The following is a 23,520-nucleotide window of genomic DNA, read 5'->3' as shown; positions in this document are numbered from 1 at the left end:
TTAATGTATGTTGGTGCTCAAACGAAAGTAGGATACCTTTGCTTCTTTCGTATTTAGGGTTGTAGCAACGGCAACCTTTCTTGGATTTTTTGCTACGTTTGTGGCAGAATTACCAGCGATGGCTCTTTGTAAGCTTTCAGTTTTGGAGATTTGTTGCGTAAATAGCGAGGAAGATCCCTTAATAAAGGGTTGGTTACTTTGTGCAATGCAATAGGAAAAGACGTAAAAACAATGCAAATGAGGAATTTTGATGCTTGATATTAAGTGGATTCGTGAACATCGTGAAAAATTAGATGAAGCGCTGGCAAATAGGGGTATTGAGCCACAATCTGAGAAATTGATAAAACTTGATCTTGAACGCAGGTCGCATATTGCTAAGATGCAATTTGCGCAGGAGCGTCGCAATACGGCATCAAAGGAAATTGGTCAGGCTTTAGCTGCGTGTGATCAGGAAGTCGCTGGACGTCTTAAAGCTGAAGTTGAAGAAATTAAGATATTCCTTTCTTCTGCTGCTGCAGAGGAAAAGCGGTTGACTGAGAATTTTGAGCAGGTGCTTTCAGCGCTTCCAAATATTCCATTGGATGATGTTCCGGTCGGTAAAGACGAAAGTGATAATGTTGTTATTCGGCATTTTGGTACGCCTCCTACGTTTGATTTTACTCCAAAGGAACATTTTGATCTCGGTCGAAATCTTCAGCAAATGGATTTTAAACGGGCAAGCCGTTTGTCAGGGGCGCGTTTTACAGTGCTCTCTGGCGCATTAGCGCGACTTGAACGCGCATTGGGTCAATTTATGCTTGATGTGCATGTTGCTGAACATGGTTATACAGAGGTTTCTGTGCCTCTTCTTGTTCGTGATGAAATTGTCTATGGGGCGGCCCAATTACCAAAGTTTGCTGATGATCTTTTTCGGACTACAGATGGTCGATGGCTCATTTCTACGGCGGAAGTGCCGTTAACAAATTTGGTAAACAACGAAATTCTTGAAGCATCGGATTTACCGCTACGATTTTCTTCTCTGACCCCCTGTTTTCGCTCAGAAGCAGGATCAGCAGGCCGTGATACGCGTGGAATGCTGCGTCAACACCAGTTCTGGAAGGTTGAAATGGTATCAATTACCACTGATGAAGAATCTTTGATTGAATTGGAACGTATGACGGAGTGTGCAGAAGATGTTTTGAAACGGCTTAACTTACCTTTTCGTACGATGGTTCTTTCCACTGGTGATATGGGATTTGCTGCGCGAAAAACCTACGACATCGAAGTTTGGCTTCCAGGCCAGGGATGTTATCGCGAAATTTCCAGTTGTTCAGTTTGCGGAGACTTTCAAGGACGGCGCATGAACGCTCGATATCGTAAAGAAGGTGATAAAACATTGCATTTCATTCACAGCCTTAATGGTTCCGGTACGGCTATTGGTCGTTGTCTCATTGCTATTCTTGAAAATTATCAGCAGGCTGATGGCTCAATCGTTGTTCCAGACGTTTTGCAACCCTATATGGGTGGTATGCGTCGTATCACTGCTTAACATTGTGTTGCTTCTTGACTGTGTGAAGGGGGATCCGGCGTGTGTTTGTTGCTCACGAGTGTGGGGGCGGTTGTTTTTTCGAGAAATGGTTTATGCGTGCGATGAGAGTGACATTATTGGGAACCGGATGATATTATGGGGCAGGAAGGCGTTTTACGATTTCGTGAGGAGTTGGCGGGTCTAGTGCTAAAAATGCGGAGCAAAGGGATCGACGACGTTCGTTTTTTTTCTGCATTTGAGAGGATTCCGCGTCAGCAGTTTGTTACTTCTCCTTGGCTTAATAGCGCTTACGACAATCAAATTATTCCAATTGAGTGTGGTGAGTATATTGAGCGTTTGGAAGAGCAGCTTTTGATCCTTTTTGCTTTATCGTTGAAAAAAAAGCACCGTGTCCTAGAGATCGGTACAGGTTCTGGCTTTTGCGCGGCTCTTATGGCATGTCTCAGTGATCGTGTAACGACGGTTGATCGCTATAAGACGCTTGTTGATTTAGCACGACAAAAATTTCAGGCTTTGGGGATTACAAATATTGTCGTTCAGCAGGCTGATGGGAGCTGTGTTTCTCCGAGTTTTGGATCGTTCGATCGCATCCTTATTTGGCCGTCACGCTCTGATGAACCAAAAAAAATTTTGGAACTTTTAGCCGAAAACGGAATTCTTATTCAAGCCATAGGACCAGATGAAGGAGTGCAAACAGTTAAGCGTTATATCAAAGCTGGGAGTCAATTTCATTGTTCAGAAATGTTTCAGGTGCGTTATCAGCCCTTCATTGATGGTGTCGCTGAGGTGCTCTGATTCTCGGGATAGCGTTATAGAAAATATCTTGCTTTCATCATTTATTGATGGATTTATTTTGAGTTTATCGTGAAGATGTTTTTTGAGCAGAATACTTAATTTTAACTCTTAGGTGGTACCCAGAAAGCTTTAATTGAGTCGAGTGTTGGTAAGTGGAAAAGACTATGTATTTCAAGGTTTTGAGTGATGTTTTTCGGTATAAGTTCCGGGGGATAGTTTTTTTTGCTGCAACGGTGATTTTAGCAGGATGCAGTTCTGGTACGCAGCGTTTCGCGAGCATTTTTCCCGGTAGTGCGACTTCTGCTCAGAAAAATCTGCAATTAAGAGTACCTGCTGATATGCGAACGTCGTCGTATGGTGGTGTGATACAGAGCACTGAATTGCCGCCAACAGAGCCTAATAACAACTCATGGGCCCACAATTTTCAGCATGATTCTCCAATGCAAAGTGCGGAATATTCTTCAGATGGGAAAATTATGGGGGCGCCACCACGCAATCTTGGTGTGCTCCCTCGTTCGCAAATGAGTGATGCTTCTATTTTTCAGCGCAATTCTTATATCGTTCAAAGCGGAGATACCCTTCTAAGTATTGCTCGGCAAGTGGGGGTTAGCGTTGACTCGTTAAAGTTGGTAAATGGTATGAGCAATAATTCCATTTATATTGGCCAGGTACTTGCGATTCCGGATAGGCGAATAGCTGTGGGATCTGATGCAAAAAGTTCCAATTCTCTCGTGCCAACGATGAGATCTTCTTTTCAGTCTCATGGTGCATCCTCTACAAAAAATGGGAAGGATTCGCTCACATCTAGGCCCTTTGTTCCAACTCCTTCTACAAAAAATAAGAAACACACTGAAAAAACATCTATTGAACGGATGTCGAATCGCGAGATCGGTTTATCAGATACCGTTATTGATAGGGGTAGTGATGCAGTACTTCCACCACAGGTTACGGGAATTTCTAGGATGCGTTGGCCAGTACGGGGGCGTTTGCTGAGCAAGTTTGGCCAAAAAAAGGGGGTGAATATTAATCGGGGAATAGATATAGCTGTTCCTGAAGGTTCATCGGTAAAGGCGGCGGAAAATGGTGTTGTTATTTATGCAAGTGATGGGTTAAAGGAACTTGGCAATGTCGTTATGATCCGACATGAAGGCGATGTTGTTACTATTTATGGGCATAATAGTAAGCTCGTTGTTACCAGATGGCAAAAAGTACGGCGCGGTGATGAGATTGCAAAATCTGGTATTTCGGGAAGCGTAAAGACTCCACGCGTCTATTTTGAGGTACGTAAAAACTCTGTGCCCGTTGATCCTATTGGATATTTAGAAAATTGATCGATGATACTGTTATTTTAAGTGGGTTCATCACATTTTCGGAGAGGCGGTTTGTCAACTTTAATTCGTTATATTTGAAGTCTGGGGTTTTGCGTACTTTGTGGTAACGGTCAGTTGGGTTAATTAAAAAAAGACGAATTGTTCTATCCTTGATTCATGAGAACGTACGTGCCTAAAGAAAGGAGGATAGAGCTTGTTCTCTAAAAATTTTTGCTTGTTGCCTCCTGCATTTTAAGGATTTATTGCTTTTCGGCAAGATTTTGGCTACGGTGTGCAGTGATTTTCATTTTATAATACTTCTAAAAGGCTTTTTTCTTTGGAGACAAAAGTTTATTTTAGTAGAGTGAGAAATACCTAAAGTTTAATCTATAGGAGATAAAAATGTTTATTACTAACGCTTATGCTCAAGTTGCAGGCGGTGTTTCCAGTGGGAGCTCATTTGTTACGTTCATTCCATTCATTTTGGTTTTGGGAATTATGTACTTTTTTATCATTCGCCCACAGCGTGTGCAGATGAAAAAACGTCAAGAAATGCTTAATGCTGTACGCCGTGGTGATACAGTTGTAACTGGTGGTGGTATTATAGGAAAAGTCACGAAAGTCCATGATGGAAATGGTGAATTAGAGGTCGAAATTGGTGACGGTATACATATTCGCGTTGTTCACTCTACATTGGCTGATGTTCGGGTTAAAGGCAAGCCAGTTTCAGAGAAAAAATCAAAATCTGATTCTAAAGGAAAAGAACAACAAAAGTCTAAAGCTGCGAAGATTACAGCGAAAGAAAGTGTGAGCACGTCTAAAGAGAAAAAAAACGCGCCAAAGGAAGATGAGCTCTAAAGTATAGAAGACGAGTTTGTTGAGCAGTTTGCAAGTTCGTCGATTCATGGGGGCGTTCGTTGTTTTTTTTATATATCTGTTTCAGGAATTGTCTGTCGTTACGATGAAAGGGGTGGCTTTTACGGTTTTGGGGGGTGTTTTCTTCGTATTTTTAATTGTTTTTTATAGAATCTCTCTATTCTAAGGGTGATCGTTGCGGGGTATCGCAACGATTGTGGGCCTTCTTAAATAATTTTATTATTCTCAATGGAAGAGGCTATTTGTCATCGTATGAAATGAGGGAAAGTTTTTCATACGAATGTTTCTTAGTGGGACTGGTTTTCCGTGCTTTTTTGTGAGCTTTTCTGCATTAGCTAAAAATTAGCTCAAAAAATTATTTTTCTTTTATGAGTGGTATTTTTGTATTGAGGCAGCTTGTATCAATATTGGATGTTGTTATACTGGTTGCGCTTGTCGTTAATTTTTTATTGGACTTAAAAGGAAAGGCATTGTTGAGTTTTCAAAAATAGAGGATGCTTAGCTTATGTTTCATGCAATTCAGATTCGTGAAGCGCATTTCCCGGGGCGCGCGCCTATCGATGCTTACGGAAATGGGGGATTTCGTTTTGCTGATATGTCTCATAGGGGGTCCATCGTTTGTGTTCCGTCGGGGATTTATGGTGTTGAGATGCCAGATCCTATTCCTACCCAACAAGATATATCTCGTATTTTGCTAGAATCTGATAAGATCGAAATTTTACTTGTGGGTACTGGGGCTGAGTTATTGCAGTTGCCTGAGGAGCTGCGGTCGCTTTTACGAGGGAGGCATATTGCATCAGATACAATGAGCACAGGGGCAGCGGTGCGTACATTTAATGTTCTTCTAGCTGAAGATCGTGCAGTTGCTGCATTGTTGTTTGCTGTAGAATGATCACTTCTCTTCCGTATTGTCTGGAAATTTTACGCAAAACAGATCGAGATCGCTATATTTCGGTTTTATTTGCGCCTAGAGAAAAGCGTAGAGCATTGGCTGCTCTCTATGCTTTCAATACAGAGATTGTCCGTATCCGTGAAAGCGTGCACGATCCGCTAATTGGTGAGATAAGATTACGATGGTGGTACGATACTATTGCTAATAGTGAAGTGAAAAAAGGAACAAATAGTCCGATTTTGGATGATTTATTTGCGGCGATAGTCTCTTTTAATTTACCTAAATCTGCCTTTTTACGTTATTGTGATGCACAAATTTTGGATATTCATCGTAAATCGATAGAAACTATTTATGATTTTGAATTATATTGCGGTGAAACAGTAAGTGTAATTTTACAGCTTGCTTGCCAGATACTGGAGCCTGATCTTGATGCCGCGCAAGAACTCACAGATGTCTGCAAACATGGGGGGATTTCTCAGGGGGCAAGTGGTATACTGCGCCTCTTATCGTTTATGCGACCTCGATATCAACATTACCTCCCTTTTGATATGTTAAAAGCTGTGGGAGTGGATAGAGAAGAGCTGGAATTCAATCGTGTCAGCGATGAGAAGAAGCGTCGCATTGTTGACACTATGGTGGCGTTGTCGCGGGAGCATTATGTCCAGTTTTACAAACATTCAGTTGTTTTATCCAAGGCGCTTAAACTAGCATTTCTTCCGTTGGCAATTATGCCAGCTTCTCTCAGAAAAGCATCAAGGTTGGGGGCTGCAGCTTTTCAAGAAAGTGTGACTTTACCGTTACTTTTTCGCTATTTGTTGATAACAAAGGCAGCAATGAAGAGAGATTTTCCAGAAATATTAATAAAATAAAAAAACGCATTAAAAAGCAAGAGAGACGAAAAAACTGTGCTCTCTGTGTTTAAAGAGGGCGTGGCCTTTAAATCTGAATTGTCATCATTGTAAAAAATGTTGACTTTGCAGTATTAACGACTTTTGAGTCATGAAAAGTTGCGTTTATGACGTCGGGGGCGTTATTCTTTTGTTTTGTGCACTTTGTTTGATGAGGCGCATAAGGTAAGCCTTAAAAGTGGAGTTATGATACTCAATTTTTAGATTTGTTGGTTGATCTTATAAAAGGCAATAGATACAGAGTGATATGTTTGCGGTTATGCATGGCGCCTTCCTGGCTTGTCATGGAGTCACAAGCTTCGCTCGTCTGCCACGATATAATCGAGAAGAAGATATTTTTGAGTAGGGTTCCCTGTAATATTTCGTGATACATTGGAAAATTTATTCCGCATTATTGCTCACGTTTTTGCAAAACTCCGAATCTGTAAAAAGCACCCCCTTTTGCAATTTTTGCTGTAGGAAAAATTGTCACAGAAAATTCAATAAACCTGCTTCCCAAATGGTTTGCACTGTTCCTACTGAAGAGCATTAAATATTTGATTATAATTAGCGCCATTAATTGTTAAAGGATGTTCTTTATTCGCAGCTTTTAGCATCTCCATCATGACATCTTCTTTTACCATCATATTTATGCTTTCACGCGTATCTGCTGAAGGGATGTCAGCACTGGTATCTCCAGGGGCAATGACTTCTTTTATTTGATAAATAATACGATTTTTCGCCATTGGAGTTTTTATTATGCCATAGTGATTCTTAGGTCCTGAAAACAACGCTTTAACGCCTGCAGTCCCGAAAGTCTTAAATGAATCTCGGCGCCGCAGGGCCGGTGTTGTTTGCTGTGTAACACCGAGCTCATGGATCAGAGAGATAAAGCTTTTTCCCTCAGAAAGTTGTTTAAAAATATCTTCTGCCTTTTTATCGAGAAGACGCTGTATCTCCTCATCTGTCCATTGAGAGACGGCAGCTTGTTCGGTTTCTTCAAGTGTTTGATTGCGAGCTGGAATGATCTCGTCTATCCTATACCAAAGATATCCACCTCCTTGAAGGGGGAGTGGATCAAAATCTGATCCTTCATTTGCTTGATAAATAGCGTTCAGCAAAATATCTTTTTGTGGCAAATCTGTGATATCTGTTCCTCCGATTATTTTTCCTGCTTTATCAAGTGTAACTGTACGCAAAGACAATTCATACTGTTTGGAAAGCTCTTTGAGAGAAGCTCCCTCAAAACGCGCGTTTTCAATCTCTGTGTAGCTTTTGCGCACATAGTCTGCGGCACGGTTTTGAGCAAGGATTTGCCGAATATCTTGCTCTGCATCTTTGAATGGAATTGGATTCGAAGGCGTAATATGCGCGATACGAATGATTACAGGCCCTTGTAAATCATTTATTACAGCACTGACTTGTCCATGTTTTAGCTCGAATACTTCGGATGCTAAATAATTAGGGAGTTCATTTTTTGCAAAAGGCCCTTTTTTTATATCATCGAGAGTCTTTTTCTCAGCTTTAACTAGATCTTCAAAGTTTACTCCTTCGGCTATTTTTTGCGCTGCGTTGTCTGCGGCTTCACGCGTTGGAAATCGCAATTCTTCAATTATACGCTTTTCAGGAGTAATAAAACGTGAAGAATTTTGAGCGTAATACGCTTTGGCTTCATCCACTGATATATCTGCTGGTTTTATAAAGTCAGCGAGTTTCATAGACAGTAAAGAAACAGTGCGGTATTCTGGAGTGCGAAATTCATTTTTGTGAGTTTCAAACCATTCTTGCAATATTTCCTGAGTTGGGGCAGCAACTTTTTCTTTTAAATCGATAATAAAAAAATCGGCGATACGACTTTCTCCTTGATAAAGGGCGAGTGCTTTATGAAAGGTATCTGGTGCTTTTATGCCAGTTAGCGAAGCTGAAAGAATCTGGTTGCGCTTTTCTTTTTGGACGTAATAATCCAAGAAATTATTTTCGTTGATACGTAGTTGTTGGAGGTAGCCAAAAAACAAAGCCTTATTGAAAATTCCGTTTTCTTGAAACATATTATCAGCACTAATGGCACGGGCTATTGCATCTTTTGAAAGACTAATTTTCATTTTGCGCGCTTGTTCATTGAGGAGTGTGTCTTGTTGTAATTGATTGAATACAAAAGTGGGAATCTGGTATTGTTGCATTTCATCTGGAGTAAATAGCCGACCGAGGCGGTAAGCAAGCGCTAGGCGCGAGCTCTGGTCAACAAGTGTAAGATAATAATCATCGATGGTTGTAGTAGATTTTCCAGAAGTTATGAGGTCTCTTTCTCTTTTTATATTTGGTTGCGGCATACCCCACAAAAGGATGAAGCATAAAAGCAAGATTGCAAGAAAAAATCTGGCAAGACGGGAGTTTGTTGCATTTTTTATGATGTCTAGCATCGTTCAGGTTATCCTATCTTCTGGCATTGATGATCACCAAATAACGATGGAATTTGCAATAAAGATGCATAAGATGCAAGCTTTAAAGGCTTGCTTTCATTTTTTTATTTGATATTTAAGAAAAAAATACCTTGTGATGTTTTTTGGGGTAGGAGCATGTCTTTTAGCATTAAGCCTTTGGTTGCTGGAAATTGGAAAATGAAGGGAACTCGTGAGTCCCTCGGGGAGCTGCGCGCTGTTGTTGCTGGCATAGACTCCGATCTAAGCTCTTTATTGGAAGCTCTTATTTGTGTTCCGACAACGCTTTTGCCACGCGCTTTTGATATTATAGGCAATGAAAATCTTCTCCTGGGTGGGCAGAATTGTCATTTTGATGATAGTGGTCCTTATACTGGAGAGGTTTCTCCTTTCATGCTTAAGGAGGCGGGGGCAAGCTACGTCATTGTTGGACACTCAGAACGTCGTACGGCTCATTATGAGAGTAGTGCGATTGTTCGTGCTAAAGTGCAGGCAGCGTGGCGGGCGGGTCTTGTCGCCCTTGTTTGTATTGGTGAGACACTGGAAGATCGTAGGGATCGTAAAGTATTTGATGTTCTTACGGAGCAGCTTGATGAGTCTTTACCGGACGATGCAACTGCTCAAAATTTGGTTATTGCTTATGAACCTGTGTGGGCTATAGGTACCGGAAATGCTGCAACTCCAGCTGATATTGCAGAAGTTCATGATTTTGTTCGTGGTAGGGTAAGCACTCGTTTTGGTGATGATGGATGTAAGATGCGTTTGCTTTATGGTGGATCAGTAAAAGCGTCGAATGCATTTGAAATTTTGAGCACGGCCCATGTTAATGGTGCTTTAGTAGGTGAAGCGAGTTTAAAAGCAAATAGTTTTTTGGATATTTGCGGTGTTTATCGTAAATTATAATTAAAGAACCTTTGTTTTTCCTTGGATTATGTGTAGTTTAGGTGTAAAAGCGGCTAGAGATAGTTATTAAAGAGCAAGGTTTATGCAAACAGTACTCATTGTTATTCATTTTTTGGTTGTTATCACTTTGGTTGGTGTTGTTTTGCTTCAGCCTTCGGAGGATGGCGGATTTGGCGCTGGTAGCGGCTCGGGATTTATGAGGACTCGTGGTACGAAGAATGCTTTAACGCGTCTCACTGCTATCTTAGCGTTTTGCTTTTTTGCAGTGTCGATTGGACTTACTGTGGTTGGAAGTATATCAAACTCAAGTTCAGATATTTTGAACCGTATACCCACCAATTCGGGAACTGTGCCGTCGTTGAATGATAAATCTCAGCCTTCTATTCTTGAGCAGCTTGGTGGTGTTTCAGCTCCTGGTCATGGGGAGGATGAGCCTACAGCTCCTGTGGATGAAAATCCGGTTCCGTCGTCATTTGAAGAGTCATCTAGTACGCCCAATAATGAAAGTGCGAAGTAGTTTTTATAAAAAAGGCTTTTTTGCATTTTTTTACTGGAAAAATTATAAGAAACTGCTTATCACCGTGAGTTCATGATACGTTATATTTTTATTACTGGTGGTGTGGTTTCTTCTCTTGGAAAGGGCATCGCTGCGGCGGCGTTGGCCGCGTTATTGCAGTCCCGCGGGTATCGTGTTCGGCTTCGCAAACTTGACCCCTACTTGAATGTTGATCCAGGCACTATGTCGCCTTGTCAGCATGGTGAGGTTTTTGTGACTGATGATGGTGCTGAAACAGATCTTGATCTTGGTCATTACGAGCGTTTTACTGGGTGCCCTGCAAACAAACAGGATAGTATCACAACAGGGCGCATTTATCGCAATATCATTGAGCGAGAGAGACGCGGTGATTATTTGGGGGCGACCGTTCAGGTTATCCCTCATGTTACAGATGAAATTAAGCAATTCATTACTACGGGGAATGAGGGGTTTGATTTCGTTTTGTGTGAAATAGGCGGAACGGTTGGTGATATTGAGGCAATGCCTTTCCTTGAAGCGATTCGTCAGCTTAAAAATGAATTGCCGAGGCATAGTGTTATCTATGTACATCTCACATTGATGCCTTACATTTCTTCGGCTGGTGAACTAAAAACAAAACCGACGCAGCATTCTGTTAAAGAGCTGCAATCAATTGGCATTGCGCCTGATATTTTGTTGGTGCGCGCGGATCGCTCAATTCCAGAGACAGAGCGGCGGAAGCTGGCCCTCTTTTGCAACGTTCGCAAAAGTGCAATTATTCAGGCGCTAGATATGCCCACTATTTATGATGTTCCCATAGCGTATCACGAAGAAGGTCTGGATTCCGAGGTTCTTTTTGCTCTTGGGATTAATTCTGCGCCTCAGCCTAAAATGGATCATTGGAAAGATATCGCGTATCGGATCCGCCATCCGGAAGGAGAGGTCACAATTGCAGTCGTTGGAAAATACACAGGCTTGAGGGATGCTTATAAATCTCTCACCGAAGCAATTGCGCATGGTGGATTGGCTAATAAAGTAAAAGTCAATATTGAGTGGATTGAAGCAGAGCTTTTTGAAAAAGAAGATCCTACGTCTCATCTACAGAAAGTTCATGGAATTTTGGTTCCTGGCGCTTTTGGAGTTCGTGGTGCAGAAGGTAAAATTCAAGCGATTCGATTTGCACGGGAGCATGGCATTCCTTTTTTTGGTATTTGTTTTGGAATGCAGTTGGCTTGCATAGAGGTTGCGCGCAATATCGCAAATATTAAGAATGCTTCATCTAGTGAATTTTGTGGAGTGGCAGAAAAGAATCCAATTGTAGGCTTGATGACAGAATGGCTCAGAGGAGATGTTCTCGAAAAACGCATGAAATGTGGGGATTTGGGTGGTACAATGCGTCTTGGTTCTTTTTTAGCTGAGTTGCGGGAAGGCAGCCTTATTGCTCAAATTTATGGGACAACGAAAATTTACGAACGGCATCGTCATCGCTATGAAGTAAATATTGCTTACAAGGATGTGTTGGAAGAGTGCGGCTTGCTTTTTTCGGGTGTGTCGCCAGATGGTATTTTGCCAGAAACAGTAGAATATGTAGATCATCCATGGTTTATTGGTGTTCAATATCATCCAGAATTGAAGTCACGTCCGTTTGATCCGCATCCGCTTTTTTCTTCTTTTGTTGAGGCTTCTGTGAGACAGAGTCGGTTAGTTTAATTAGCAGGTTTGGTTATTTATTGAGGGATGAAATGTTTCAACCAAATGCCATTGTCAAAGTTGGAAATGTCGCTTTTTCAAATGAAATGCCCATTTCATTAATTGCGGGTCCGTGTCAGATAGAAAGCCGGGATCATGCTTTTGAAATGGCCGGACGGATAAAGACAATTGCGGATCAAGCCGGCATTGGGTTCGTTTATAAATCCAGTTACGATAAAGCCAACAGGACGTCTCTTAATGCAGCGCGTGGTGTCGGTCTTGAAAAAGCGATAACCATTTTTTCTGATTTGAAAAAGGAATTTGATTGCCCGGTATTAACTGATGTACATACTGAGGAGCAGTGTGTTGCTATCGCTCAGACAGTAGATGTTTTACAAATACCCGCTTTTTTATGCCGTCAAACAGATCTTTTAGTGGCGGCAGCTAAAACAGGGCGTGTTGTCAGTATTAAGAAAGGTCAATTTTTAGCTCCGTGGGATATGGAGAATGTTTTAAAAAAAGTGACTCAAAGTGGTAATTTAAACGTTATGCTTTGTGAGCGGGGGACTTCGTTTGGTTATAACCGGCTCATTTCTGATATGCGTGCATTGCCTATCCTTCGTTCTTTTGGAGCTCCTGTGATTTTTGATGCAACACATTCTGTTCAGGAACCTGGTGGTAAAGGCGGTTCATCTGGCGGGCAACGTCAATTTGTTGAAATTTTGGCACGTGCGGCTGTTTCTGTTGGAATTGCCGGTATTTTTTTAGAAACGCATCAAGACCCAGATAATGCACCTTCTGACGGACCTAATATGATTGAGATTGATAAGTTACAGAGATTGCTCGAGATATTAATGGAATTTGACTGTTTGTCGAAGAAAGTGGGTTAAGTGTGCATTGTGGGGCGTTTTATCATCGTGGAATTTAAAGGGAATCGAGATTTTCGTTAAATAAGGGAACTCATATGACTGTCATCATTGATATTGTTGGTCGCGAAGTATTAGATAGCCGAGGTAATCCGACGGTAGAGGTCGATGTCCTTTTGGAGAATGGAGCTTTAGGTCGTGCCATTGTTCCTTCTGGGGCGTCAACGGGTTTACATGAGGCTGTAGAGCGGCGTGACGGTGGTGGGCGTTATCGAGGTAGAGGTGTTGAAAGGGCTGTGGCTGCGGTCAATGGAGAAATTTTTGAAGAGCTTTGTGGGCGAGATGCTGAAAATCAGGTGGCTATTGATCAGGCAATGATTGCTTTAGATGGAACATCGAACAAAGAGCGCCTCGGTGCTAATGCTGTTCTCGGTGTTTCATTAGCTGTTGCGAAAGCGGCTGCAGAATCGTTGCGTTTACCTTTGTATCGTTATATTGGAGGGATTCAAGCGCATATCCTTCCGACGCCGATGATGAATATTATTAATGGTGGTGTTCATGCTGATAATCTGATTGATTTTCAGGAGTTCATGATTGTTCCTGTAGGGGCTCCTACATTGAGGGAGGCAGTACGTTATGGCTCTGAAATTTTTCACACACTAAAAGCACGTTTAAAGGGTGCTGGTTATAGCGTTAATGTTGGTGATGAGGGTGGCTTTGCTCCTCAGTTGAAAAGTTCTGATCAAGTTATTGATTTTATAATGGAATCTATTATTGAATGTGGATATAAGCCCGGTGAAGAAGTTGCTATTGGTTTAGACTGCGCTTCTACGGAGTTTTATAAAAACGGTTCCTATTTTTATAAAGGTGAAGGGAAGTGTCGCGATGTCCAAGAGCAAGTAGATTATTTAGCGCGGCTTATTGAGGCTTATCCGATCGTTACAATCGAAGATGGAATGGCCGAGGACGATTGGGAAGGCTGGAAACTGCTCACCAATTCTATTGGTGGAAAATGTCAGCTCGTCGGTGATGATTTGTTTGTAACCAATTCGGCGCGTTTACGCGATGGTATTAAAATGGGTGTTGCTAACTCTATTCTCGTTAAAGTTAATCAGATTGGTACGTTAAGTGAAGCGCTTGATGCTGTGGAAACAGCTCATAAGGCTGGTTATCGTGCCATCATATCTCATCGTTCAGGCGAAACAGAAGATACTTTCATTGCGGACCTCGCTGTTGCGACAAATTGTGGGCAAATTAAGACGGGTTCACTTGCGCGTTCTGACAGGTTAGCAAAATATAATCAATTGATTCGCATTGAAGAAATGTTGGGAACTCAGGCGTGTTATGCCGGTGATTTTCGTCGCTGATGGTCACGTAAAGAGGGCGTTTTATGCTGTTTAATTGTTGATTAATGTTGCTCGAAAATAAATGCTTCAAAGAGGATAGAGATGAGGGGCGTCGTTGTTGATCAAAATCAGGGGTTTTATTTTGTTTCGGGTGGTGGCAGTGAGCGTCGTCAAATTTTGATTGTTGATTGGTTAGGGAAAATTTTCCTTGATATCAGCGGTGCCGTTGATTTTCTGTGTAATGGCTATATCATTAGTTCTGTTTTCCTTTTGTTGCAACGACAGCCAAAACCGCCGGCGGGGGGAAGGTGCTGTTTGTATTCTTTTGTGTTTTTTATATGTTCGGCATTCTTCTTTTATGGTCGGTAAAATCGGGACAGATGTTCTGATGCTTGCGCTATTTGCAATGAGTGTTTTGGTGATTTTGTGGTTCAATAGGGTTTGTACTAGTCACGCTCATTTAATGAGAGGATTGGTAATTTGGCATTCGTTGGGGTTGGTGAATTTTTGAGAAATTGTGAATTAGAAGTTTTTTAGGTTGAGCTATTTTTGTGGCGTATGGGCAATGGTTTCATAGGTGGTGAAGATGAGAGGTATAATTATTAGTAAGGACGAAGGAACTTATCTTGTCTCGGGTGATGATGGTAAGCGTTATCAGTTTGCGGTTTGGGATTGGTCAGGAAAAAAACCGCCAAGAATTGGTGATACCGTTGATTTTGTATGTGAAGGTGATGCTGTTAACTCTGTTTTTCCGTTGTTTTTTCAGAAATCAGAACAGTCACGAGTCATGCTCGCGCTTATTTGCTGGTTTGCTGGTGTGTTTGGTGTTCATCGCTTTATGATTGGTAAAATTGGGACGGGTATTTTAATGCTTGTTTTGTCTTTGTCTGTTGTCGGGCTGGTTATTAGTGGAACTTGGGCGATCATTGATTTCATACTTATTGTAGCTGGACAGTTTTCAGATAAAAATGGGCATAGGATATAGAATTGTAAGTGAGGAGAAGCGATCAGATTTTGACGTTTTATTTTGAGAGGCTTCTGGGGTGGTGTTGTCGCTTTGGGTTGATTAGAAAAACTCTGTCCTGGGGCGGCGTGCCTTTGTTCCTTTATTATCAGGCTATTAGGACGAGGTTGGGGCGAGGAATTTTATGGGGTCTGTTTTGCGTTTGTGAATCTCTTAGGTTGGGAGTTCGATTGTTGGTAGTGTTTTTCTGATTTTTCGTGGAAGAAGTATTGATGGGTGGAGGCAAGTTGCTTGAGTGTTTCTTTTGGTAAGGAGGTGTTAATAAAAGATATGCATACTCGGGTCGGGATATCTAGAGAAGATTGTACTATTTTATGTGGACAAAGCAGAAACGCAGATCGGTCAAGGTGCGCTTTGTGTTGCCGTTTATAACGGTGGGTGTTTTGGGCTATTTTGGTTACCACATTTACCATGGCGAATATGGGTTATATTCGCGTAGCGAGGTTAATCGGTACATTGTAGAATTAGAAGGAGAGCTCCATAAGGTGGAAGCTGAGCGCGCGTCCATCGAGAAGCGTGTTTCTCTCTTGCGCGATGGAAATATTGAAAAGGATATGCTAGACGAGTACGTTAGGAAGAATTTAAACTTTTCTAAACCGAATGAGTTGATCGTCCTAAATCCTTTCGATGATATTAAGAATTAGCAAAAATTGCTCAATTAAAAGGGCTGATTCGGGTTAGTTCTCTACGATATCATCCACGCTGGTTGATAATGCTTGTAACTTTTGTTCGTAAAGGTTATTCCTAAGTGATCATGAAAGGGAGTTTAATATGGCAGAACGGCTTAAAAAAAAATCTGAGCCGGTAGTGCGTCCTGCATTATCAAATACCACGGCGGCAGCACCGATGGCTGTTTTTACGAAAGAAGAGGAGATTGACTGCTACCGTGATATGTTGTTGATTCGCCGTTTCGAAGAGAAGGCAGGGCAACTTTACGGTATGGGTTTGATAGGTGGTTTTTGCCACCTCTATATTGGGCAAGAGGCCGTTGTTGTTGGAACGCTGAAGGCGGCAAAAGAAGGCGATCAGGTCATTACATCTTACCGTGATCATGGGCATATGTTGGCAGTTGGCATGAGCCCACGCGGCGTCATGGCCGAATTGACAGGGCGTCAGGGCGGTTTTTCTAAAGGAAAAGGTGGCTCTATGCATATGTTCTCTAAAGAGAAGAATTTTTATGGTGGGCATGGTATTGTCGGCGCTCAGGTTCCTATTGGTTCGGGTTTGGCGTTTTCGAATCAATATTTAGGCAAAGATAATGTGACGTTGGTTTACTTTGGTGATGGCGCTGCAAATCAGGGGCAAGTTTACGAAAGTTTTAATATGGCTTCGCTTTGGAAGCTTCCAGTCGTTTATATCATTGAAAATAACCAGTACGCTATGGGGACGTCAGTTGCACGTTCATCTGCGGAAATAGATTTTTCTCGTAGGGGGCTCTCTTTTGAAATTCCGGGTATGGCTGTTGATGGTATGGATATTCGCGCGGTTAAAGGGGCTGCTGATGAGGCAATTTCTTGGGTGCGTTCAGGAAAAGGTCCGATTATTCTTGACATGCAGACTTATCGTTATCGGGGTCATTCTATGTCTGATCCAGCAAATTACCGGTCAAAGGAAGAAGTTCGGAAAGTAAAAGAGGAACATGATCCAATTGATCAGGTAAAAAATCGACTTCTCAAACAAGGTTTTGTGAGTGAAGACGATTTGAAATCTATCGACAAAGAAGTGCGTGCGATTGTTACTGATGCAGCGGGTTTTGCACAAAATGACCAAGAGCCAGATGCTTCTGAGCTCTATACTGATGTTTTAGTTTGATGCCAGGGGGGCCAGTATGTCTGTTAATATTTTAATGCCGGCGCTTTCGCCAACTATGGAAGAGGGTAAGTTACATAAATGGCTCAAAAAGGAAGGGGATAAAATTAGTTCTGGTGATGTGATCGCAGAAATTGAGACCGACAAAGCGATTATGGAAGTGGAATCCATTGACGAGGGTGTTATTGGAAAAATTATTGTACCTGAGGGCTCTGAATCCGTGAAGGTTAATAGCGTTATTGCGGTGCTTTTGGAGGAAGGTGAAAATATTGAGGATATTTCGCAGACTGTTGATTCGTTAGATTCTCATCAAAAAACTGTGGGCAAACCTTCGTCTTTTTCTCCGTCGTTGCCGGAGCTTCCCGCTTCTAGTGTTTTTTCGGATCCTGATATCCCCACGGGGACAAGGATGGTTACTATGACGGTTCGTGAGGCGCTTAATCAGGCTATAGCTGAAGAGATGCGGCGTGATAAGATGGTTTTTTTGTTGGGGGAAGAAGTCGCGGAATATCAGGGTGCTTATAAAGTTAGCCAAGGTTTGTTGGAGGAGTTTGGTGCGCGACGAGTGATTGATACGCCGATTACGGAACATGGTTTTGCAGGATTGGCTGTTGGCGCCGCATTTGGGGGGTTACGTCCCATTGTTGAGTTTATGACATTTAATTTTGCTATGCAGGCGATTGATCAGATTATAAATTCTGCAGCAAAGACTCGTTATATGTCTGGTGGTCAAATGTCTGCTCCTATGGTTTTTCGTGGTCCTAACGGTGCGGCTGCACGTGTTGGTGCGCAGCATTCTCAGTGCTATGCTGCGTGGTATAGTCATGTGCCAGGCCTCAAAGTTGTCATGCCATATAATGCTGCGGATGCAAAAGGTTTGCTAAAAGCTTCCATTCGTGATGACAATCCTGTTATTTTTCTTGAAAATGAGATTCTGTATGGTCATCAGTTTGATGTTCCTCAGGTAGATGATTTTGTTTTGCCTATTGGTAAGGCGCGCATTCATAAGTCTGGTCAGGATGTTACTGTTGTTGCATGTGGGATCGGGATGCATTATGCGGTTCAAGCGTTGCCGGAAATCGAAACGCTCGGTGTTGATGTGGAATTGATTGATTTACGGACCATTCGCCCGATGGATCTTCCGACGATTATTTCATCGGTCAAGAAAACGGGGCGTTTGGTGACAATCGAGGAAGGATATCCTCAGTCGTCTGTTGGAACTGAAATAGCTACGCGGGTTATGCAGCAGGCTTTTGATTATCTTGATGCACCAGTGGGTACAGTTTCTAGTAAAGATGTTCCTATGCCTTATGCTGCTAATCTTGAAAAATTGGCTTTGCCTAACACTGCCGAGATTGTTGATGCTGTTAAGGCTGTAACTTATAAAATATAACGGAGGAGAGCGTTATGCCTATTAAGATCACAATGCCTGCGCTTTCTCCTACGATGGAAGAAGGAAATTTATCAAAATGGAATGTTAGGGAAGGTGACAGGGTTTCTTCGGGGGATGTTATCGCTGAAATTGAGACGGATAAGGCAACGATGGAAGTGGAGTCCGTTGATGAGGGAGTTGTCGCTAAGATTATTGTCCCTGCTGGGACGCAGGGAGTTAGGGTTAATGCTTTAATTGCGGTGTTAGCTGAAGAGGGTGAGGGGTTAGCTGAAGCTGCAAAAATTGTGGAAGAAAATTCTTTCCCTTCTGCGATGAAAGAGTCAGAGAGTACAAAACAAGAAGATCGGGAAATAGTGCAGATGTCTCATTCACCAATTCAGCAGCCAATGCGGCAGGATAAAAAAAATGGGCGTTTTTTTGCTTCTCCTTTGGCTCGGCGATTGGCAATGCAAGCAGGTCTTGATCTATCGCTTATTTCTGGTAGCGGTCCGCGTGGACGTGTCGTCAAGCGTGATGTAGAAAAAGTCATGAATGATGGTGTTGTGGGGGCGTCTTCTTCGTTGCAAGTTGGACAGTCGTTGGTGGATAGTTCTGACAGACGGATATTGCAATTTTTCAAAGAAGGTGAATACACACTTGCACCCCACGATAATATGCGTACAACAATTGCTAGGCGTTTGGTTGAATCCAAGCAAAAAGTGCCTCACTTCTACGTAACAGTGGATTGCGAGCTTGATGCGTTGTTGGAGTTGCGCGCGAAGTTGAATGCTGCTGCTTCGGCTATTAGCGCTCATGAAGGGGCTGGGTCCGCTTATAGAATTTCAGTTAATGATATGATTATCAAGGCTGTAGCGCTTTCTTTAAAGGCTGTCCCCGATGCCAATGTATCTTGGCTTGAGGGAGGGATGCTTCGTCACCAGCATTGTGATGTTGGTGTTGCTGTTTCTGTTCCAAATGGGCTGATTACGCCGATTGTCCGCCATGCAGAAGAGAAGCCTTTGTCAACCATTTCAAGCGAGATGAAAGATTTAATAGGTCGTGCACGTGAGCGGAAGCTGAAAATGGAAGAGTATCAGGGGGGAACAACCACTGTCTCGAATATGGGGATGTATGGTGTAAAAAGCTTTTCTGCTATTCTTAACCAACCACATGCAACGATTTTTGCAATCGGTGCAGGTGAGCAGCGCGCAGTTGTTAAGAACGGGGCGTTAGCTATTGCGACGGTCATGTCGGCTACGCTTTCTGTTGATCATCGTGCCGTTGATGGCGCATTAGCAGCAGAACTTGCTGAAACCTTTAAGAGAACCATTGAGAATCCATTGGCAATGCTGGTTTAAGCTCTTAAAAGTGGTTTGTGTGTAGTATGGGTGTGTTGATTATGATGAAGGCGAATTTAGAAGGCTTGAAAGACTGGGGTACTACTTTTTTTAGTGCAGCGAGAGTATCCACTTCTAGCTCAGACAGGAGACACGAGGCGACTGCGTTTGCGTTAGTGCCAAATTTTAAGCTAAGAAAGTGTGTTTCTGCTTTAGTGTGTTAACGGAGGAATAACTGTGGCGAATCTTTATGATGTAATTGTGATTGGCTCGGGACCTGGCGGATATGTGGCTGCAATTCGCGCGGCGCAGTGCGGTTTTAAAACTGCAGTTGTTGAGCGCGAGCACTTGGGTGGGATTTGTTTAAATTGGGGGTGTATTCCGACAAAGGCGCTTCTGCGCTCGGCAGAAATAAAGCATTTTGCTGAAAATGCAAAAGATTATGGCTTAAAGCTTGATGGCTCTGTTGAGGCGAGCGTTAAAGATGTTGTAGAGCGTTCGCGCGGAGTTTCGGCGCGTTTAAATGCTGGTGTCGGCTTTCTTATGAAAAAAAACAAAATTGATATCATTTGGGGAGAAGCGAAGCTTAGCAGAGCGGTTGAGGGAAGTCACCCTGCGGAAATTGTGGTTTCGCCATCGTCAAAACTCGTTATGCAACCACAGAATCCGGTACCTAAGGGGACGCTGGGACCGGGTACTTACAATGCGAAGAATATAATCATCGCAACCGGCGCACGCCCTCGCTCTCTCCCTGGGGTCGAGCCAGACGGTAAGCTTATTTGGACCTATTTTGAGGCGATGGTCCCGCGCAAAATACCAAAATCGCTTTTAGTGGTCGGGTCTGGGGCGATTGGTATTGAATTTGCCTCTTTTTATCATCATATGGGGTCAGAAGTAACGGTTGTCGAGATGTTACCTCGTGTCATGCCTGCTGAGGATGCTGAAATTTCGGAATTTGCTCGCAAACAACTTGAGAAAAGAGGTATAAAAATTCTTACTGAGGCAAAGATTACGGAGGTTAAAAAAGCTTCCGATTCTGTTACTGCTCGCGTTGATATTAAAGGTACGACGGAAGTGATTGCGGCTGAGAGATTGATTTTGGCTGTTGGGGTTCAGGGTAACACCGAGAATCTCGGATTAGAAATGCTGGGCGTAAACATTGATCGTGGGTGTGTTACAACCGATGAATGGGGTTGGACGGGTATAAAAGGTATTTATGCCATTGGTGATGTAGCTGGTCCTCCTATGTTGGCGCATAAAGCAGAAGAAGAGGGAGTCGTATGTATTGAAAGGCTTGCTGGCTTAAAGGGTGTCCATCCGCTCGATAAGAGAAAAATCCCGGGATGTACGTATTGTATGCCGCAAGTTGCTTCTGTGGGACTTTCGGAAGAAGCGGCTAAAGAAGCTGGGTATGATATACGCGTTGGTCGTTATTCATTTTCTGCTAATGGAAAGGCCATCGCTTTGGGAGAAGATCAAGGGGTGGTAAAGACCATTTTTGATAAAAAAACAGGGCAGCTTCTGGGTGCGCATATGGTAGGGACAGAAGTAACGGAGTTAGTTCAAGGATTTGTTATTGCCATGAATCTCGAAACAACTGAGGAGGAATTGATGCGTACTGTCTTTCCACATCCGACATTATCGGAGATGATGAAAGAGAGTGTGCTGGATGCTTATGGTCAAGTTTTAAATGCTTAATGGCTGTATCTCATGAAAAATTTTATATTTTTCGTCGACGTTCTGTATCTACAAGGTAGAGGCTTAGATGGTTACGGTTGTTGATAGGGTCACGAATAGGCGTTTGCGTCATCCTGAAAAAGCGCATCGTCCGGATACAAGTGTTCAAAAAAAGCCGGATTGGATTCGCGTGAAAGCGCCAACGTCGCAAGTGTACAAGAAAACACATGATATTGTTCGCACTAATAAATTGGTGACTGTATGTGAAGAAGCGGGTTGCCCGAATATCGGTGAATGTTGGAGCCAAAGGCATGCTAGTTTTATGATTTTGGGTGAGATATGTACGCGGGCTTGTGCTTTTTGCAATGTTGCGACGGGGATTCCGGTTGCCGTTGATAATGATGAGCCAGAGCGCGTTGCGGATGCTGTTGCTCAAATGGAACTGAAGCATGTCGTAATTACGTCTGTCGATCGGGATGATCTTGCTGATGGAGGTGCGCAGCATTTTGCAAAGGTTATTTACGCTATCCGCTGTAAAGCGCCAAAGACAACAATTGAGGTTCTCACACCTGACTTTCGCCATAAAGACGGTGCCTTAGAGACTGTTGTTGCTGCTAAGCCGGATGTTTTTAATCACAATTTAGAAACAGTTCCATCTAAATATTTGAAGGTTCGCCCCGGAGCGCGCTATTTTCATTCAATTCGCTTACTGCAGCGCGCTAAAGAGCTCGATCCCACGATTTTTACGAAATCAGGCATTATGGTTGGCTTGGGCGAAGAAAGGAACGAGATTCTCCAGTTAATGGATGATCTACGTTCTGCTGATGTTGATTTCATGACGATTGGGCAATATTTGCAGCCTACGCGGAAGCATCATCCGGTTATTCGTTTTGTGCCTCCCGAGGAGTTTGAATCTTTTGCCAAAATTGGTAAAGTCAAAGGCTTTTTGCATATGTCCTCCAACCCTCTAACGCGTTCATCTCATCATGCGGGAGATGATTTCAGAATTTTGCAGAAAGCGCGTGACGAAAAATTTTCCTTACAGAGATAATTATGCCGACCTTTACGACACATCGGCAAATTGCCCATAGTGCCAATGAAATGTTTGATCTCGTTTCAGATATTGAACTCTATCCTGAGTTTTTACCGATGTGTGAGGCTCTAACGGTACGATCTCGGAAAAAATATGGAGAAAAGACATTGCTTCTTGCTGATATGACTGTCGGCTACAAGGTTATTCGAGAAACTTTTACGACTCAAGTGTTCCTTCAGCCGGAGGAGAGCCTCATAGAAGTCCGATATATTGATGGTCCATTCAAATATCTTGAAAATCGCTGGGCATTTCACAATATCGGGGACAAGAATGTATGTGACGTGGAATTTTTCATCGATTACGAATTTAAAAATAAAATGTTAGGTCTTGTGGTGGGGGCGATGTTTGATGTTGCGTTTCGTAAATTTACCGACGCTTTTGAGGTGCGTGCTCATAAAATTTATGGTTTTCCAGAGGATTGATTCTGTTGAATTTATTGCGATGATAAATGCCATTTTAATAAAGGTAACTTTACTTGATGTGTACAGTTTGCAGAATTCGTGTAAGAGGATAGTTTTTGTTGCATAGAAAATAAGAGGGCTCATTCTTAAGGATGTTCTGCTATTTTTTTGGTTTTTTTGCGGGAGTTTCCGTATTTTCTTTATGCTGTTTAGGGGTACTCTCTTTTCAGTAGGGTGGGGCGGTTCAAGGTTGAATTTCCTACTTAGTTTTGGGTTTTGGAGTGTTCTTCATTGACAGAGTAAAGCGAGTTAGCAGGCAATTGATAATGTTTCTTTCCGCAGAGAGAATGGGGAAAATATAATTGCTGCAGCAATGAGTGGTGGCGCGCCATTAAAGCTCAAAATTCCCGAAAATTTTAGATAAAAAACTGTGAACCTAGGCAGTCGGATAGAATTAAGGAGAGGCACGACTTGTTATTATACGGAATGTTTTGATTGTCTTATAATGGTTGGCGGCTTACGGTATTTCTCATCTTTACAGCGGTATCTATGCTCGTGGTAATGCCAAATTTTGGCGGTACGGGAGGTGGTGAGGTTTGTAGAAATTTTGAAATTTCTGGCGTTAAACGGCCTCTCAGAGGTCCGTGGGAGCACGATGTATTATTGGTTATTTGTGCTATAATATCGTTTCCTCGCTTACTGTATGGGCTCATTTTAGTGTATTTTTTACGAAAGTCATTGTAGATTACAAAAAAATTGGAGC

The 23,520-nt window shown here is 42.5% G+C and carries 24 protein-coding genes; 23 read left to right on the top strand and 1 reads right to left on the bottom strand.

From position 1 onward, the window contains the following. Positions 1-250 precede the first annotated feature (250 nt). From serS to WCP75_RS00195, 7 genes are all read left to right on the top strand, one after another. The gene (serS, locus tag WCP75_RS00225) at positions 251-1,528 is read left to right on the top strand and encodes a serine--tRNA ligase (protein ID WP_336276249.1); all 1,278 of its coding nucleotides are present in this window, start codon (positions 251-253) and stop codon (positions 1,526-1,528) included. Between the two features lie 135 nt (positions 1,529-1,663). Further along, positions 1,664-2,323, top strand: coding sequence for a protein-L-isoaspartate(D-aspartate) O-methyltransferase (locus tag WCP75_RS00220; RefSeq protein WP_336276248.1), 660 nt, complete (start codon positions 1,664-1,666; stop codon positions 2,321-2,323). 164 nt (positions 2,324-2,487) lie between these two features. Then, complete coding sequence (locus WCP75_RS00215) at positions 2,488-3,654, top strand: peptidoglycan DD-metalloendopeptidase family protein (protein ID WP_336276247.1); 1,167 nt, start codon at positions 2,488-2,490, stop codon at positions 3,652-3,654. 381 nt (positions 3,655-4,035) lie between these two features. Then, positions 4,036-4,491 (top strand): preprotein translocase subunit YajC, encoded by a 456-nt coding sequence (gene yajC, locus WCP75_RS00210; RefSeq protein ID WP_336276246.1) that lies wholly within the window; start codon positions 4,036-4,038, stop codon positions 4,489-4,491. Between the two features lie 386 nt (positions 4,492-4,877). After that, positions 4,878-5,000, top strand: coding sequence for a hypothetical protein (locus tag WCP75_RS00205; RefSeq protein ID WP_336276245.1), 123 nt, complete (start codon positions 4,878-4,880; stop codon positions 4,998-5,000). A 14-nt stretch (positions 5,001-5,014) separates the two neighbouring features. Continuing rightward, a complete protein-coding gene (locus tag WCP75_RS00200) occupies positions 5,015-5,401 on the top strand; it encodes an Mth938-like domain-containing protein (RefSeq protein WP_336276244.1) in 387 nt (128 codons plus the stop codon). Continuing rightward, positions 5,398-6,270: a phytoene/squalene synthase family protein gene (locus WCP75_RS00195; RefSeq protein WP_336276243.1), complete on the top strand. Its 873-nt coding sequence runs from the start codon at positions 5,398-5,400 to the stop codon at positions 6,268-6,270. The genes WCP75_RS00200 and WCP75_RS00195 overlap by 4 nt, the downstream gene beginning before the upstream one ends. A 554-nt stretch (positions 6,271-6,824) precedes the next feature. On the opposite strand, the gene WCP75_RS00190 is transcribed toward WCP75_RS00195, so the two are convergent. Further along, positions 6,825-8,708: a peptidyl-prolyl cis-trans isomerase gene (locus tag WCP75_RS00190; RefSeq protein WP_336276242.1), complete on the bottom strand. Its 1,884-nt coding sequence runs from the start codon at positions 8,706-8,708 to the stop codon at positions 6,825-6,827. 156 nt (positions 8,709-8,864) lie between these two features. Here WCP75_RS00190 and tpiA point away from each other — a divergent pair, with 156 nt between their 5' ends. The 16 genes from tpiA (at position 8,865) to WCP75_RS00110 (ending at position 23,501) form a co-directional block, all read left to right on the top strand. Next, positions 8,865-9,629: a triose-phosphate isomerase gene (gene tpiA, locus WCP75_RS00185; RefSeq protein ID WP_336276241.1), complete on the top strand. Its 765-nt coding sequence runs from the start codon at positions 8,865-8,867 to the stop codon at positions 9,627-9,629. Between the two features lie 82 nt (positions 9,630-9,711). Continuing rightward, complete coding sequence (gene secG / locus WCP75_RS00180; RefSeq protein WP_336276240.1) at positions 9,712-10,146, top strand: preprotein translocase subunit SecG; 435 nt, start codon at positions 9,712-9,714, stop codon at positions 10,144-10,146. Between the two features lie 72 nt (positions 10,147-10,218). Then, positions 10,219-11,853 carry a CTP synthase gene (pyrG, locus tag WCP75_RS00175; protein WP_336276239.1) on the top strand — a complete coding sequence of 545 codons (1,635 nt, stop codon included), beginning with the start codon at positions 10,219-10,221 and terminating at the stop codon, positions 11,851-11,853. Between the two features lie 32 nt (positions 11,854-11,885). Continuing rightward, a complete protein-coding gene (gene kdsA, locus WCP75_RS00170; protein WP_336276238.1) occupies positions 11,886-12,722 on the top strand; it encodes a 3-deoxy-8-phosphooctulonate synthase in 837 nt (278 codons plus the stop codon). Positions 12,723-12,796: 74 nt separating this feature from the next. Continuing rightward, complete coding sequence (gene eno / locus WCP75_RS00165) at positions 12,797-14,065, top strand: phosphopyruvate hydratase (RefSeq protein WP_336276237.1); 1,269 nt, start codon at positions 12,797-12,799, stop codon at positions 14,063-14,065. A gap of 81 nt (positions 14,066-14,146) precedes the next feature. Next, on the top strand, positions 14,147-14,413 hold the full coding sequence (locus WCP75_RS00160) for a hypothetical protein (protein ID WP_336276236.1): 267 nt from the start codon (positions 14,147-14,149) through the stop codon (positions 14,411-14,413). Further along, positions 14,403-14,555, top strand: a complete 153-nt coding sequence (locus WCP75_RS00155) for a hypothetical protein (protein WP_336276235.1) — start codon at positions 14,403-14,405, stop codon at positions 14,553-14,555. Before WCP75_RS00160 ends, WCP75_RS00155 begins: the two co-directional genes overlap by 11 nt. Before the next feature lie 75 nt (positions 14,556-14,630). Then, on the top strand, positions 14,631-15,029 hold the full coding sequence (locus WCP75_RS00150; protein WP_336276234.1) for a TM2 domain-containing protein: 399 nt from the start codon (positions 14,631-14,633) through the stop codon (positions 15,027-15,029). 353 nt (positions 15,030-15,382) lie between these two features. After that, a complete protein-coding gene (locus tag WCP75_RS00145) occupies positions 15,383-15,712 on the top strand; it encodes an FtsB family cell division protein (RefSeq protein ID WP_336276233.1) in 330 nt (109 codons plus the stop codon). A gap of 127 nt (positions 15,713-15,839) precedes the next feature. Beyond that, entirely contained in the window at positions 15,840-16,880 is a 1,041-nt protein-coding gene (pdhA, locus tag WCP75_RS00140) for a pyruvate dehydrogenase (acetyl-transferring) E1 component subunit alpha (protein WP_336276232.1), read from the top strand. Between the two features lie 16 nt (positions 16,881-16,896). Further along, the gene (locus tag WCP75_RS00135) at positions 16,897-18,270 is read left to right on the top strand and encodes a pyruvate dehydrogenase complex E1 component subunit beta (protein WP_336276231.1); all 1,374 of its coding nucleotides are present in this window, start codon (positions 16,897-16,899) and stop codon (positions 18,268-18,270) included. Between the two features lie 14 nt (positions 18,271-18,284). Further along, the gene (locus WCP75_RS00130) at positions 18,285-19,607 is read left to right on the top strand and encodes a pyruvate dehydrogenase complex dihydrolipoamide acetyltransferase (protein ID WP_336276230.1); all 1,323 of its coding nucleotides are present in this window, start codon (positions 18,285-18,287) and stop codon (positions 19,605-19,607) included. Positions 19,608-19,823: 216 nt separating this feature from the next. Further along, positions 19,824-21,284 (top strand): dihydrolipoyl dehydrogenase, encoded by a 1,461-nt coding sequence (gene lpdA, locus WCP75_RS00125; RefSeq protein WP_336276229.1) that lies wholly within the window; start codon positions 19,824-19,826, stop codon positions 21,282-21,284. A gap of 67 nt (positions 21,285-21,351) precedes the next feature. Then, positions 21,352-22,314, top strand: coding sequence for a lipoyl synthase (gene lipA, locus WCP75_RS00120; protein ID WP_336276228.1), 963 nt, complete (start codon positions 21,352-21,354; stop codon positions 22,312-22,314). Between the two features lie 2 nt (positions 22,315-22,316). Continuing rightward, positions 22,317-22,778: a type II toxin-antitoxin system RatA family toxin gene (locus tag WCP75_RS00115; protein ID WP_336276227.1), complete on the top strand. Its 462-nt coding sequence runs from the start codon at positions 22,317-22,319 to the stop codon at positions 22,776-22,778. A gap of 540 nt (positions 22,779-23,318) precedes the next feature. Beyond that, positions 23,319-23,501, top strand: a complete 183-nt coding sequence (locus WCP75_RS00110) for a hypothetical protein (protein ID WP_336276226.1) — start codon at positions 23,319-23,321, stop codon at positions 23,499-23,501. The last annotated feature ends 19 nt before the right edge of the window (positions 23,502-23,520 follow it).

The sequence above is a fragment of the Bartonella numerosa genome (assembly GCF_037070845.1).
Taxonomy (GTDB): Bacteria; Pseudomonadota; Alphaproteobacteria; order Rhizobiales; family Rhizobiaceae; genus Bartonella.
The sequence above is the reverse complement of the archived record's forward strand: the minus strand, read 5'-3'. Positions and strand labels throughout refer to the sequence as shown.